The sequence below is a fragment of the Domibacillus sp. F004 genome (genome assembly GCF_057814295.1).
The window spans coordinates 201,235-215,926 of sequence record NZ_JBVATB010000001.1; the positions used below are offsets into that span (position 1 = coordinate 201,235).

General features: G+C 43.1%; 13 protein-coding genes. 12 read left to right on the forward strand and 1 reads right to left on the reverse strand.

From position 1 onward, the window contains the following. The first annotated feature begins 3 nt into the window (after positions 1 to 3). The 8 genes from ACZYRN_RS01095 to yajC all read left to right on the forward strand — a co-directional run bounded on the left by ACZYRN_RS01095 (position 4) and on the right by yajC (position 7,452). A complete protein-coding gene (locus tag ACZYRN_RS01095) occupies positions 4 to 1,875 on the forward strand; it encodes a PTS fructose transporter subunit IIABC (RefSeq protein WP_488909658.1) in 1,872 nt (623 codons plus the stop codon). Between the two features lie 97 nt (positions 1,876 to 1,972). Beyond that, positions 1,973 to 2,779 (forward strand): uroporphyrinogen-III synthase, encoded by an 807-nt coding sequence (locus ACZYRN_RS01100; RefSeq protein WP_488909659.1) that lies wholly within the window; start codon positions 1,973 to 1,975, stop codon positions 2,777 to 2,779. Positions 2,780 to 2,861: 82 nt separating this feature from the next. Beyond that, on the forward strand, positions 2,862 to 3,476 hold the full coding sequence (gene ruvA / locus ACZYRN_RS01105; RefSeq protein ID WP_488909660.1) for a Holliday junction branch migration protein RuvA: 615 nt from the start codon (positions 2,862 to 2,864) through the stop codon (positions 3,474 to 3,476). Between the two features lie 260 nt (positions 3,477 to 3,736). Continuing rightward, entirely contained in the window at positions 3,737 to 4,744 is a 1,008-nt protein-coding gene (gene ruvB, locus ACZYRN_RS01110) for a Holliday junction branch migration DNA helicase RuvB (RefSeq protein ID WP_488909661.1), read from the forward strand. Further along, positions 4,741 to 4,947, forward strand: coding sequence for a DUF2905 domain-containing protein (locus ACZYRN_RS01115; protein WP_488909662.1), 207 nt, complete (start codon positions 4,741 to 4,743; stop codon positions 4,945 to 4,947). The genes ruvB and ACZYRN_RS01115 overlap by 4 nt, the downstream gene beginning before the upstream one ends. A 14-nt stretch (positions 4,948 to 4,961) precedes the next feature. Continuing rightward, entirely contained in the window at positions 4,962 to 6,020 is a 1,059-nt protein-coding gene (gene queA / locus ACZYRN_RS01120; RefSeq protein WP_488909663.1) for a tRNA preQ1(34) S-adenosylmethionine ribosyltransferase-isomerase QueA, read from the forward strand. Continuing rightward, positions 6,007 to 7,146, forward strand: a complete 1,140-nt coding sequence (tgt, locus tag ACZYRN_RS01125) for a tRNA guanosine(34) transglycosylase Tgt (RefSeq protein ID WP_488909664.1) — start codon at positions 6,007 to 6,009, stop codon at positions 7,144 to 7,146. The genes queA and tgt overlap by 14 nt, the downstream gene beginning before the upstream one ends. Before the next feature lie 72 nt (positions 7,147 to 7,218). After that, positions 7,219 to 7,452 carry a preprotein translocase subunit YajC gene (gene yajC, locus ACZYRN_RS01130; RefSeq protein ID WP_488910513.1) on the forward strand — a complete coding sequence of 78 codons (234 nt, stop codon included), beginning with the start codon at positions 7,219 to 7,221 and terminating at the stop codon, positions 7,450 to 7,452. A gap of 46 nt (positions 7,453 to 7,498) precedes the next feature. Here yajC and spoVB read toward each other — a convergent pair whose 3' ends face one another. After that, complete coding sequence (spoVB, locus tag ACZYRN_RS01135) at positions 7,499 to 9,013, reverse strand: stage V sporulation protein B (RefSeq protein ID WP_488909666.1); 1,515 nt, start codon at positions 9,011 to 9,013, stop codon at positions 7,499 to 7,501. Between the two features lie 98 nt (positions 9,014 to 9,111). Here spoVB and ACZYRN_RS01140 point away from each other — a divergent pair, with 98 nt between their 5' ends. From ACZYRN_RS01140 to recJ, 4 genes are all read left to right on the forward strand, one after another. Continuing rightward, complete coding sequence (locus ACZYRN_RS01140; RefSeq protein ID WP_488909667.1) at positions 9,112 to 9,426, forward strand: post-transcriptional regulator; 315 nt, start codon at positions 9,112 to 9,114, stop codon at positions 9,424 to 9,426. Between the two features lie 116 nt (positions 9,427 to 9,542). After that, complete coding sequence (gene secDF, locus ACZYRN_RS01145) at positions 9,543 to 11,804, forward strand: protein translocase subunit SecDF (protein ID WP_488909668.1); 2,262 nt, start codon at positions 9,543 to 9,545, stop codon at positions 11,802 to 11,804. Between the two features lie 114 nt (positions 11,805 to 11,918). Next, positions 11,919 to 12,236 carry a LapA family protein gene (locus ACZYRN_RS01150; protein ID WP_488909669.1) on the forward strand — a complete coding sequence of 106 codons (318 nt, stop codon included), beginning with the start codon at positions 11,919 to 11,921 and terminating at the stop codon, positions 12,234 to 12,236. A gap of 124 nt (positions 12,237 to 12,360) precedes the next feature. Continuing rightward, positions 12,361 to 14,685 carry a single-stranded-DNA-specific exonuclease RecJ gene (gene recJ / locus ACZYRN_RS01155; RefSeq protein ID WP_488909670.1) on the forward strand — a complete coding sequence of 775 codons (2,325 nt, stop codon included), beginning with the start codon at positions 12,361 to 12,363 and terminating at the stop codon, positions 14,683 to 14,685. Positions 14,686 to 14,692 lie beyond the last annotated feature (7 nt).

The following is a 14,692-nucleotide window of genomic DNA, read 5'->3' on the forward strand; positions in this document are numbered from 1 at the left end:
AAAATGAGAATTACTGATTTATTGAAAAAGGATACGATGATCCTGGACCTTTCAGCAACAGATAAAGCTTCTGTTATCGATGAACTCGCAGCGAAATTAGATCAAGCCGGCCGCTTGAACGACTGTGCCGTCTTTAAAGCAGCAATTTTAGCACGGGAGGCACAAAGTACCACTGGTGTCGGTGATAGTATTGCGATTCCACATGCAAAGACAGCTGCTGTTAAAGAAGCAGCGGTCGCATTCGGCCGTTCAAAAGTAGGCATTGACTATGAATCACTTGATGGACAGCCTGCCCATCTATTCTTTATGATTGCAGCTCCAGATGGCGCAAATGAAGCCCATCTCGAAACATTATCGAGCCTGTCTTCTTTCTTAATGGATCCCGAATTTCGCCAACTACTGATGAACGCGCGCACAGAAGAAGACATCATCGATGCCTTTGAATCGAGTGAAGAGGCGCCTGTTGAAGAAGAAACAGCTGTACCTGTTCAAGCGGATGCACCGTCTGTTCTAGCTGTGACAGCCTGTCCGACCGGCATCGCGCATACGTATATGGCGGCGGATGCGTTAAAAGCAAAAGCGAAAGAAAAAAATATTCAATTAAAGGTAGAAACAAATGGGTCCAGCGGTGTGAAAAATGCGCTGACAGATGATGAAATTGCGAACGCAACAGCAATCATCGTAGCGGCCGACAAGCAAGTGGAGATGGGCCGTTTTAAAGGTAAACATGTCATTCAAGTGCCAGTTGCTCAAGGGATCCGTAATCCAGACGAGCTGCTTGAACGTGCAGTGAAGCAAGATGCGCCAGTGTATCAAGGGAGCGGTTCATCATCTCCTGCATCAAATGATAGATCAGCAGGAAATGCTTTTTATAAACATTTGATGAGCGGTGTATCTGCCATGCTTCCGTTCGTTGTCGGCGGCGGTATTTTAATAGCCCTTTCTTTTGCATTTGGTATCGATGCAGTGAATCCAGATGATCCATCTTATAATGCGTTTGCAAAAGCCCTTTCTGATATTGGCGGCGGCAGTGCCTTTGCGCTTATGATTCCTGTATTAGCGGGTTTCATTGCGATGAGTATAGCGGATCGTCCAGGCCTTGCACCTGGGATGATCGGCGGTATTTTAGCGGCGAGTGGCGGATCGGGATTCCTCGGCGGTTTAATTGCTGGTTTCCTTGCTGGTTATGCCGTTGTCGGTTTAAAGAAATTGTTTAGCGGTCTTCCGCAGTCACTTGACGGAATTAAGCCGGTTCTTTTATATCCGCTTTTCGGTATTTTTATTACTGGAATTATCATGATCTATGTTATTAACGGTCCAGTTGGTGCATTGAATACGTGGCTGGTTGAAGTACTTGGCAATATGGGGACAAGCAACCTTGTTCTTCTTGGCGCCATTCTTGGCGGTATGATGGCTGTTGATATGGGCGGACCAGTGAACAAAGCGGCGTTCACATTTGGTATTGCGATGATCGATGCAGGAAACTACGCCCCGCATGCAGCGATTATGGCTGGTGGTATGGTTCCGCCGTTAGGGATTGCTCTTGCAACCACATTTTTTAAATCAAGATTTACAACACAAGAAAAAGAAGCGGGTAAAACAAACTATATTATGGGACTCTCATTTATTACAGAAGGAGCGATTCCATTTGCGGCCAAAGATCCGGCACGTGTTCTTCCATCAGCAATTGTCGGTTCGGCTGTAGCTGGATCGCTGACGATGATGTTTGGCATCGGGCTTCAGGCACCGCATGGGGGAGTTTTCGTCTTCCCAATTGTACAAGGCAATCCATTTCTTTATCTCGCAGCTGTCATAATCGGATCTTTCGTGACAGCTGTCCTGCTAGGTATTTTGAAAAAACCGAATAAGGAATGACCGAACAGGCGGTTCAACAATAGGTTGAGCCGTCTTTTTGTGGAAAAAAGAAAGTGAAAAAGATAGTATTAGAAGAAAAGAGAAGCGAGGAGAAAAGATGGGGAACTTACATGGGAAGCGACTGGCTATTACAGGTTCAAGGAAAATGAATGAAATGAGTACGATGGTTGAAAAAAAAGGGGGCATTCCGCTTGAACGTCCGCTGCAAGAAACGGTCAAATGTACACCGGAAGAAATGAAAGCAGCTATTGAGTCAGTTAGACAAAATGGAACGGACTGGAGCATCTTTACAACAGGTGTTGGTACTCATACATTATTTGAAGCGGCTGAATCACTTGGAATGCTTGATGAATTCATACAGGTTATTGGGACATCACGGATTGCTAGCCGTGGATATAAAACAGTACAGGCGTTGAAGAAGTACGGATTTACACCTGAAATTGTTGATGGGGATGGAACGAATGCGGGTTTGCTTAACGCACTTCGAGATATTTCATTTAGCGGCCGCAGCATTTTTATGCAGCTGCATGGAGAACCAGTCCCTGCCCTTGAAAATACATTGGCTGAAAAAGGAGCAAATATAATTCGGGTATTGCCCTATAAAACGACCGTTCCGAATCCAGCAATCGTCACTCAGCTTGTTGATGAGGTGATCACAGGTAAAGTCGAAGCCGTACTATTTACTGCTACTCCGCAAGTACGTGTACTGTTTCAAGAAGCAGAAAAACGCCATTTATCAGCTGATTTGGCAAAAGCATTTAATGAAATAACCGTCGCTGGATCTGTTGGTAAAGTGACGACAGGAACGTTAAATGAGCATGGAGTCACCCGTATCGTCGCACCAGAGCATGAACGGATGGGAGCATTAGTGGTGGCTGTCGATGAGTATTACAAAGCGAACTGAATATTGATGGAACAAACGTTTCCTTTTTAGCTTGTGTATGGTATGATAGAATGAACGAATCGTGTTTAAAGGAGACAAAAAATTGTACGAGTACATAAAAGGTTCTATTTCATTTATCGGACCAGAATACATTGTGATTGAAAACAATGGAATGGGATACAGGCTGTTAACGCCAAATCCATTTGCGTTTTCCAAATATGAACAAACCACTATGACGGTTTATGTGTACCATCATGTGCGGGAAGATGCGCAGCTTTTGTTTGGGTTTATGACATCAGAGGAAAAGCGGCTGTTTGAAAAGCTGATCAGCGTTTCGGGCATCGGACCGAAAGGAGCGCTTGCGGTACTTGCATCAGGTGAGCCATCACATGTAGTGAGCGCTATTGAACGGGAAGACGAACCGTATTTAATGAAGTTTCCAGGAGTCGGCAAAAAAACAGCGCGCCAGATGATTCTTGATTTAAAAGGGAAACTGGATGGTGTGACAATGGATGGGCTTTCAGGTTTATTTCAGCCTGAAAAAGAAACGGCTGCCGCAGTGCCGGGGAATACAGAGTTGGAAGAAGCTCTTCTCGCCCTTGAAGCACTTGGCTATTCTGCACGGGAAATTAAACGGATTTCCCCACGTCTTGGAAAGGAAAGCAGGATGTCAACGGATGAATACATCCGAAAAGGACTACAGCTGCTACTTGGATAAAATGAATTTTCTAACTGTGAGGTTTGGACCGGTAGAACGGGGGTCATCGGCTATGTTTGGCTAGCCGTGACTGAGTAAAGAGGCCCGTGATAAAGAACACCGCATCCTTTCTTTGCAATAATGGAGTGAACAAGCTCAGTCTTGGCCTAAACCAATCGGGTCTTTGCAGGCAGTTGTCTCCTCTTACCAAATTTCAATTTTTTTACGTGTTAAAGTAGGTCTTACTGTCCATTAATCTGCGACAAAAGGAGGCAATCCATATGCCGGAAGAGGATCGTGTACTCTCAGGCGGCGCCGGAGCCGATGAGCGGTTTGAAGAGCAGTCACTCCGTCCGCAAACACTAAATCAATATATTGGGCAGGATCAAGTAAAACAAAATTTGTCTATTTTTATTGAAGCAGCTTTAAAAAGAGAAGAAACACTGGATCACGTGTTATTATATGGACCGCCGGGACTCGGGAAAACGACGATGGCAGCCGTCATTGCAAACGAAATGGGTGCCGGATTTCGGACAACATCGGGACCGGCTATTGAACGACCGGGTGATCTAGCGGCTGTATTAACGGCTCTTGCACCGGGTGATGTGCTGTTTATTGATGAAATTCATCGTCTGCCGCGTTCAATAGAAGAAGTGTTGTACCCGGCGATGGAAGACTTTTGTCTTGATATTGTGATTGGCAAAGGACCGGAAGCGCGTTCTGTCCGACTTGATTTGCCCCCATTTACACTTATCGGTGCAACGACGCGTGCAGGAGCTCTGTCTGCACCATTGCGTGATCGGTTTGGTGTTCATTCCCGTCTCGAATATTATACAACGGAGCAGCTTACAGCTGTCGTGCTGCGGACTGCTGATATTTTTGGTACAACGATCAAAGCAGAAGGGGCGGAAGAACTGGCACGCCGCTCACGTGGCACGCCTCGAATAGCCAACCGTTTGTTAAAGCGTGTACGTGACTATGCACAAGTGCGCGGTGATGGGAATATTACGCTTGAAAAAGCAAAGGAAGCCCTTGAACTTTTGCAGGTCGACCGGCTTGGGCTTGATCATATTGATCATAAGCTGCTCACGACCATTCTCAGCCGTTTTAAAGGCGGACCGGTTGGACTTGATACGCTAGCAGCCAGTATCGGGGAAGAATCAACAACGATTGAAGATGTGTACGAACCATATTTATTACAAATCGGCTTTTTACAACGAACACCGCGTGGACGTGCAGCACTGCCTGCTGCCTATGAACATTTTCATATGGAGATACCGGCACAATGACGGGAATGGGCAAACTATTCATGATCATTGGAGCTGTTCTGCTTGTCCTCGGTATGTTGATGCAATTTACAAAGCTTGGCCGGCTGCCCGGCGATATTATCATTAAGAAAGAAAATGCGACTATTTACTTTCCAATTGTCACATCAATTGTTGCAAGCATTGTACTGTCACTTATTTTTTATTTAGTTGGAAAATGGAAATAATTAGAGGTGTGAACATGAAAGTAGAAGATTTTGATTTTGATTTACCGGAAGAACTCATTGCGCAGACACCGCTTTTAGAACGGGCAACAAGCAGAATGATGGTACTGGACAAACAAACGGGCAACATACATCATGACATATTTAAACATATTGTTGAATATGTGAAACCAGGCGATTTGCTTATTTTAAATGATACGAAAGTGCTTCCCGCCCGTCTTCATGGTGTAAAAGAAGGAACGGGTGCAAATATTGAAGTCCTTCTTTTAAAACAGGAAGAAAAAGATGGATGGGAAACGCTTGTAAAACCAGCGAAGCGAATTAAAGAAGGAAGCGTCATTTCATTCGGTAATGGAAAACTTCGCGCTGTATGCACAGCTGAAAAAGAACACGGCGGCCGTATACTTCGCTTTGAATATGAGGGTATTTTTTATGAAGTGCTTGAGGAACTTGGCGAAATGCCGCTTCCCCCTTATATAAAAGAAAAGCTAGAGGAAAAAGATCGGTATCAGACTGTCTATGCAAAAGAGCGCGGATCGGCTGCTGCCCCGACGGCAGGACTGCATTTTACAGAACAGCTATTACATGATTTAAAAATAAGAGGCGTGCGTGTTGAGTTTATTACATTGCATGTTGGTCTTGGTACATTTCGTCCGGTATCAGTGGATACGATTGAAGAACATGATATGCATGCGGAGTATTATATGATTTCAAAACAGACGGAAGACGCGGTTCGTGAAACGAAAGAGAAGGGCGGACGTGTGATTGCTGTCGGGACTACTTCTGTCCGAACGCTGGAAACAGCAGCACGCGATCATGGTGCTGTAAAAGAATCAAGCGGCTGGACAAATATTTTTATTTATCCGGGATTTGAATTTCGTGCCATTGATGGGATGATTACGAACTTTCATTTACCAAAATCAACGCTTATTATGTTGGTCAGTGCGCTTGCAGGACAAAAAGAAGTACTAAATGCATATACGGAAGCCGTACAAGAACAGTATCGTTTTTTTAGTTTTGGTGATGCGATGCTCATTATTGATTTGAAAGGTGGGATAGAGGATGTCAGCTATTAAATATGAATTTATTAAAGCGTGCAAGCAGACAGGTGCACGCTTAGGCCGTGTCCATACACCGCATGGAAGCTTTGAAACGCCCGTGTTTATGCCGGTAGGTACGCTTGCAACAGTCAAAACAATGTCACCGGAAGACATTAAACAAATGGGTGCGAACATTTTATTGAGCAACACATACCATCTGTGGCTTCGACCAGGTCATGATATTGTGCAAGAAGCAGGCGGACTTCATAAGTTTATGAATTGGGATGGTGCCATTTTAACGGATTCTGGCGGCTTCCAGGTGTTTTCATTAAGTGAATTTCGGAAAATTGAAGAAGAGGGTGTTCATTTCCGTAATCATATAAACGGAGACAAGTTGTTCTTATCTCCGGAAAAAGCAATGGCTATCCAAAATGCGCTCGGTTCTGATATTATGATGGCATTTGATGAATGCCCCCCGTATCCAGCTGAATATGAATACATGAAAAAATCAGTTGAACGCACGTCTCGCTGGGCGGAACGCTGTTTAACTGCGCATAAGCGTCCCGGGGATCAAGGGCTATTTGGTATTGTGCAAGGTGGAGAATACGAGGAACTTCGTCGTCAAAGTGCGCGCGATCTCGTATCGCTTGATTTCCCCGGCTATGCGATCGGTGGATTATCCGTTGGCGAACCGAAAGATATCATGAACCGCGTGCTTGAGTTCACAACGCCGCACTTGCCGGCAGACAAACCGCGTTATTTAATGGGTGTTGGCTCACCTGATTCATTAATTGATGGGGCGATACGTGGTATTGACATGTTTGACTGCGTGCTGCCAACACGCATTGCCCGTAATGGTACATTGATGACAAGCGAAGGCCGTCTTGTCGTTAAAAATGCAAAATACGCGCGCGATTTCGGTCCGCTTGATCCGAATTGTGACTGTTATACATGTAAAAACTATTCACGCGCGTACATTCGTCACCTCCTTCATTGCAATGAAACGTTTGGAATTCGACTTACCACTTATCATAATCTTCATTTTCTGGTAAACTTAATGGAAAACGTACGTCAAGCGATCCGAGAGGACCGGCTTGGTGATTTCCGTGAAGAGTTCTTTGAACAATACGGTTTTAACCGTCCGGATGCAAAAAACTTTTGACGTCTACATGTTTTTGGAAAGGAGTGAAAAAAGAATTTGAACCAACTATCGCAATTTTTACCATTAATTGTTATGTTTGCGCTGTTTTATTTCCTGTTGATCCGTCCACAGCGAAAACGTCAGCGTCATGTGGCAGAAATGCAAAACAACCTGCAAAAAGGGGACAAAATCGTCACGATTGGTGGACTTCACGGCAGAATCGAAACCTCTGATGAAAAAACGATCGTGATCGTATGCGGGGATGGCACCCGTTTAACGTATGATCGTGCATCTATACGTGAAGTTGTAGATAAAGGGACTATTTAATTGAAAAACAGCCTCCAAGAGCTATTGCTTCTGGAGGCTGTTTTTATTAAGAACGCCAAAATAGCAGTGTGGATATATCTTTCTTCTTGAAAATACCGAGAGCCGCTGCACCAAATACATACATAATGAAACAAGCAAGGATGCCGCTTAAAAGGTGGAGGATAGGTGTTGTATATAAAAATGGCGTCACTGCGTCCATCGCAAGATATGTAAAGAGCATGAGGAGCGCCATTTTTATATAAAGGCCATAATCTAATTTTATCGGAACCACTTTTAGCATAGATGCTGTATGAAGAAGTGTAACGAGCACAATGCTTGATGCAACGCCGATAGCTGCCCCGGTAATGCCAAACTGAGGCTGCTTAGCAAATAAAAATATGACACATAATTTTACCGCATTACCAAAAAAGCTGTTGAGCATTGCAGCACGGGACAAATTTAAGGCTTGCAGGACAGCTTGAAGAGGTCCTTGACAGTAATATAAAAGGAAAAACGGGGCCATAAGCTGAATTAAATCAACGCCTTTTTCAGTATGATACATGATGGACATGAGCGGTTTTGAAAATAAAAACAAAACAATTACCGCAAAGCCGCCTGAAAAAAGACAAAATCGCAAAGATTCATTAATGCGCCATGCAATTGCACTGTATTTTTTTTTACTGAATGATTCACTAATGTCTGGTACGAGTGAAGAAGACAGTGCAAGTGTTAAAAAAGAGGGCAAAAACATAAGCGGGAGGGCATAGCCCGTTAACACTCCATATTCCTTCATTGCAGCCCCTGCTGTCAGTCCGGCAATGGCTAAACTTTTGACAACGACGATCGGTTCTAAAAACCAGGCGCCAGATCCGATTAGCCGGCTTCCAACTGCTGGAAGAGCGGTTTCAGCCAGTTCATTAGTCAAACGACGATTTGTTCTTTTGCCAGGCCATTTGCGTAGCTTTCGCCAATCTGAACGAAAAGCCCCAAGCAAATAAAAAAGAGAAGCCAGTTCACCGGCAGAAGCAGCGGCCATTGCGCCGGCAGCTGCATATTCAATTCCATATGGCAGAAGGATGCGCCCAGAAACGATAATAAGGGCAATTCGTACGACCTGCTCTAGCAATTGTGACAGTGCAGCAGGCTTCATATTCATCATTCCGTGAAAATAACCGCGCAAGATTGATGAAATGGCAATAATCGGAATAGATGGCGCAATCGCATAAAGAGGATAAACAGCCCGTTTGTCTTGAAAAAGCGTTTCAGCAAGATAGGGTGCAAGCAAGCAAAGAAGCGGTGTGAAAATGAATGCAAGCGATAAGGTGAAAAAAAGAGAACTCATTAAAATGTGTTTTCGCTGCTGATCATTTTCAGCAGCTGCCACACTTCTTGTGACAGCAATAGGCAATCCAAACTGAACAGCTGTGACGGTTAAAATAAATGCAGGGAATACGGCCATATACAGACCGATCCCTTCCTCGCCAATTAAACGGGCGATGATCATTCTGTTCACGAAACCAAGTATTTTGACGAAAAAAATGGCCCCTGCCAGCCACATCGTTCCTTTTATAAATGATGACAATGTGCCACCGCCTTTTCTGGAAAAGTAATTATGAAGAAAATATTGTATAATGAGATATATGTACAAAGAGGGACGAGCATGACAGGGGGGCATAAGTGATGGACAAACATCCGTATGATATATATTACCGAAAGCTTTTACCGGCATTGGTTAGTAAAGTAGAAGAATTTAAGTTATTTGATTATGAGACAGTGAGTTTACAAACGCTCTGGCATTATTTAACGAAAAAGAAATGGAAAGCTGTGCAGGAAGAGCCGGCGGTCTCAAAATTGGTTTCAGATATACTAGCCGTGAAGCCAGGTGATTATATGAATTTCACACAAGTAAGTGCTTACAAATCACTCGAATGGGATACACCACTTTCAGAGGAAGAAATGACAAAATTATTTGAACCGCGCAAAAAAAGTGAGTAAATTGACAGTCTCTTTTTTCTCATTCATAATGAACTGTGCTGATGAATTCTGGTGTTCGTTACCGGAATTTTTTTAATCAATTATTTTTTTACATAAATTAAGGAGTGGGAATTGATATGGTAAAGCGGAGCCGGATCGTTGCGTTTCTCCTCGTCGTGCTTGTCTTGTTTGGCACGATGGGCGGTACAGCAAATGATATCGTCAAGAATATTAAACTCGGTCTGGATTTGCAGGGCGGGTTTGAAGTATTGTATGAAGTACAGCCTGCAAAAGAAGGGCAAAAGATTACGGAAAGCGTTGTAGCGGATACAGCAGAAGCACTTGATAAACGAATTAACGGCCTCGGGGTGAGTGAACCGAGCATTCAAGTGGAGGATGGGAACCGAATTCGGGTTCAACTGGCTGGTGTAGAAGACCAGAATCAGGCACGAAGCATGCTGTCTACCCAGGCAAATCTATCGTTTCGTGATATAAATGATACATTAATGATGGATGGATCCGACCTTGCCGAAGGCGGCGCTGTACAGTCTTTTACAGAAACAGGTCAGCCCAATGTAGCTATTAAGCTAAAAGACAGCGGGAAATTTAAAGAGGTTACGGAAAAAATCGTCGCCATGGCACCCAATAATCAGCTTGTCATCTGGCTTGATTTTGAAGAAGGAACCGATTCTTTCGCAGCTGAAATTCAAAAAGAAGACCCGAAATTTTTATCTGCACCAAATGTAAAAGAAGTATTTAACACAACGGATGTCACCGTCGAAGGTGATTTTACGGTGGAAGAAGCACAGGATTTAGCGGCAATGCTGAATGCTGGTGCATTACCGGTTAAGCTGAATGAAATTTATTCAACATCTGTTGGAGCCCAATTCGGTGAACAAGCATTAGATCAAACGATTTTTGCTGGTATTATTGGGATTGCGTTCGTTTTTCTATTTATGATTTTCTATTATCGGCTTCCTGGTGTTATTGCGGCTATCACATTGTCTGTTTTTCTTTATCTGACACTGTTATTCTTTGAATTGATAAACGCCGTTCTAACACTGCCTGGGATCGCAGCGATTATTCTTGGAGTCGGAATGGCTGTAGATGCGAACATTATTACATTTGAACGAATTCGTGAAGAAATAAAAATTGGCCGGTCGATTCGCTCAGCCTTTCAGACAGGCAGCAAGAATGCGTTCTTAACCGTTGTGGATGCAAACCTTACAACACTTTTGGCTGGCGGTGTCCTGTTTTATTTTGGGACAAGTTCGGTAAAAGGATTTGCGACAACACTTATTATTAGTATTTTAGTCAGCTTTATTACAGCAATCTGGGGTGCGCGTGTTCTGCTTGGTTTGCTTGTAAACAGCAATTGGCTGAAAGACAAACCTGGATTATTCGGAGTGAAAAAATCAGATATTCATCCGATTAGTGAAGGGTATGACGCACTTGATTTGCCAACGCGCTTCGATAAAATTGATTTTGTTAAACCTCATAAAAAATTGTTTGCTGCGTCTGCCATAGCTATCATTGCCGGGATGGTCGTGCTCGGTATTTTCCGTTTGAATCTAGGGATTGATTTCTCAAGTGGATCACGAATGGAACTGCTTGCCGATAAACCGATAACAGAACAAGTTATTCAGACTGAGCTTGAAGATCTTGGACATGATGCGAATGTGACGATTGGCGGAGAAGAAAATAATATTGCTTCTGCCCGGTTTAAAGAAGCACTCACTCAAACCGAAATTGCGGAAGTGAAAGCACAGTTTAAGGAAGCCTTCGGTACAGAACCAAATATTAGCACGGTCTCACCGGTAGTCGGAAAGGAACTCGCTAAAAATGCCGTTTTCGCGCTTCTTATTGCAGCGTTAGGCATCATTTTATATGTTGCTTTTCGGTTTGAACTTTATATGGGATTGGCTGCGATTTTGGCGCTCTTACACGATGTATTTTTCATCATTGCCTTCTTTAGCTTAACACGCCTGGAAGTCGATATTACATTTATTGCGGCTGTCTTAACGATTGTTGGTTACTCGATCAATGATACGATCGTGACCTTTGACCGAATGCGCGAAAATATGACGAAAAAACGAGTCATTAAAAAACCAGAAGAACTAGATGAGATTGTAAACAAAAGTTTACGCCAAACGTTGACCCGTTCAATCAATACAGTTTTAACGGTTGTCGTTGCAGTTATCGCGCTTATTATCTTTGGCAGTTCGGCTATTTTGAACTTCTCGATTGCTTTGTTTGTTGGCTTAATAGGCGGGGTGTATACATCCATCTTTATCGCTGCTCAATTGTGGCTCATTTGGAAAAAGAAAGAATTGAAGAAAAAAGGAAAGCTTATTACGTATAAAGAAAAAAATACGAATAAAGATGAGCTTCAAGTATAAGCAAAAAAGCGAGGGGAATGAACTGCCCTCGCTTTTTTTATTTTAAAAAAGCGGCTTTTATGTTTTAAATACATACAAAATTGGGAAAAGAAAGGAGTACGGGGAGGGGAGAAGATGAAAACGCAAACAACATTTATTCTAGGATTAATTTTTGCACTCATTATTGCTATTTTTGCTGTTATGAATGTTGATCCTGTCACAGTGAACTATTTTTTTGGACAAGCACAGTGGCCGCTTATTCTTGTTATTATATTTGCTGTTTTAATGGGAGGGCTTGCGATATTTATGTTCAGTATGTTCCGGATGATGGCGTTAAAACATCAAAATAAAGAGATCATCCGTCAAAATGAACAGTTGAAAAAAGAAATGCATGAATTAAAGCTTGAACAGCGTAAAATGGATTTTTCTAAAGTGAATTCAACTTCGGTTTAATCCGGGAGTGTTGAATAAAAAACCGTTGTCAAACGACTGAAAAGCCGTTATGTCAACGGTTTTTTCTCATTGTTGTCAATTGGGAAAGTGCGCCGTATAATGAGAGAGTTATGAGGTGAAATTTATGTTGAAATCGAAAATGCGCTGGATCGTTCAGGATATCGATCGGCAAAAAAGTGAAACATTTGCCGCAGAAATCAAGGTAAGTCCACTTGCGGCTTCATTGCTTTTAAGCCGGGGGATTGATAACGTTTCAGCAGCACGAACATTTTTATTTGAAGAAGGTGTTTCCTTTCACGATCCATATTTATTAAAAGATATGGAAAAAGCAATGAACCGAATAAAGCAGGCGAAGGAACAAAATGAGCCTGTTCTCGTTTTTGGTGACTATGATGCCGACGGTGTAAGCAGTACTGCTGTCTTATTGACAGCTCTTCGCGATTATGGCATTCAGGCAGAGTATTACATACCGAACCGATTTACAGAAGGATATGGACCGAATGAACAGGCTTTCCGCAATGCAAAAGAAAGTGGGTTCGGTTTAATTATAACAGTTGATACGGGTATTTCAGCTGTTCATGAGGCGCAAGTAGCAAAAGAAATTGACATTGATTTAATCATTACCGATCACCATGAACCGGGTCCCAAGTTGCCCGAAGCACTTGCCATTATCCACCCAAAACATCCCGATGGATCTTATCCATTCGGTTACTTAGCGGGAGTTGGTGTTGCATTTAAAGTCGCACATGCACTGTATGGATATGTCCCGGAGCAATTATTGGATCTTGCAGCGATCGGCACGATTGCCGATCTTGTGCCTTTAAATGGGGAAAACAGATTACTAGCGAAAAAAGGACTGGCAGTACTTCGCCAATCTGAACGTCCGGGAATCGTTGCCATGTGTCAACAAATGGGGACAGAACAGTCTACAATTAGTGAAGAAACAGTCGGCTTTATGATCGGACCACGGATTAATGCAGTGGGACGCTTAGATGATGCTGGACCCGCCGTTGATTTAATGATGACCGAGGATATGGATGAAGCGCTCATGCTCGCAGAAGAAATTGATGCAGTGAACAAAGAACGGCAGTCCATTGTGAACGAAATGGCGAAAGAAGCGATTGACATTGTGAACCGTGATTTTCCGGCTGATCAATTTCCAGTCATTATTGTAGGCAAAGAAGGCTGGAATCCAGGTGTTGTCGGTATTGTCGCATCACGATTGACGGAAACGTTTTATCGCCCGGCGATCGTGCTAGGCTTTGATCGTGAAAAAGGTATTGCGAAAGGCTCAGCCCGCAGTATTAAAGGATTTGATTTGTTCCAAAGCTTATCAGCTTGTCGTGATATTCTGCCTCACTTTGGCGGCCATCCTATGGCAGCCGGGATGACCTTATCAATTGAGAATGTAGATGAACTGCGCAGAAGAATGGTGAGAATTGCAAAGGACACATTAACCGAAGAAGACTTTACACCTATTGTGAATGTTGATGCGGAAGCAAATATAGGCGATATATCTGTACAGGGCATTGAAGAGCTGCAAAAATTAGCACCGTTTGGTGTGAATAATCCAAAGCCGATTTTCTTTATTAAAGATGCGAAATTAGCAACAATGAAAAAAATTGGAGCAAGTCAAACCCATTTAAAAGTAGCACTGGAACGAGAGGGACAGACGATTGACGGTGTTGGATTCGGCATGGGCGAGTATGCGGATCAAATTGCTAAAACGTCCAACGTCTCAGTGATCGGTGAGCTATCAATCAACGAATGGAATCATATGCGCCGTCCACAGCTGATGCTTCGTGATATGCGCGTGGATGACTGTCAATTGTTTGATATGCGCGGTGGCCAGCCGATTTCAAATTGGTATGCCGATGTACCGGAAAAACGAATCGGCATAGCCTTTTCAACGAAAACAAAAACAGCAGATCCATCGATTTACACGTTGACGACGATTGCCGAAGCGGCTGCCTTGTCAATTGATGAAAAGAATGTTGTATTCATCGATTTACCGGAAGATGAAACGATCATTCAAGCTCTTCTCAGTGGGAAAAATCCGGCTCGTATTTATGCTCATTTCAATAGCCGTGAAGGGCACTTTTTTAGTACAATGCCCACACGTGATCATTTTAAACGATATTATGCCTTTTTATTTCAAAGAGAAGCATTTGATGTGAAAAATCAAGGTGATGTATTCGCTAAAAGGCAAGGCTGGTCCTATGATGCGGTTCGTTTCATGTCAAAAGTGTTTCTGGAACTTGGATTTGTTAAAATAAACGAAGGAAAGATTGAGCTGCAAAAAGGGGCAGAAAAGCGTGATTTAACTGAATCACCATCATACAACCGTAAGCAGACACAATATAAGCTAGAACAGAAGCTTCTATATTCATCTTATCGTGAACTGAAAGATGTGATTGATGAATGGATCAAGCAGCCTGCTTCATATTAAGGGGGGA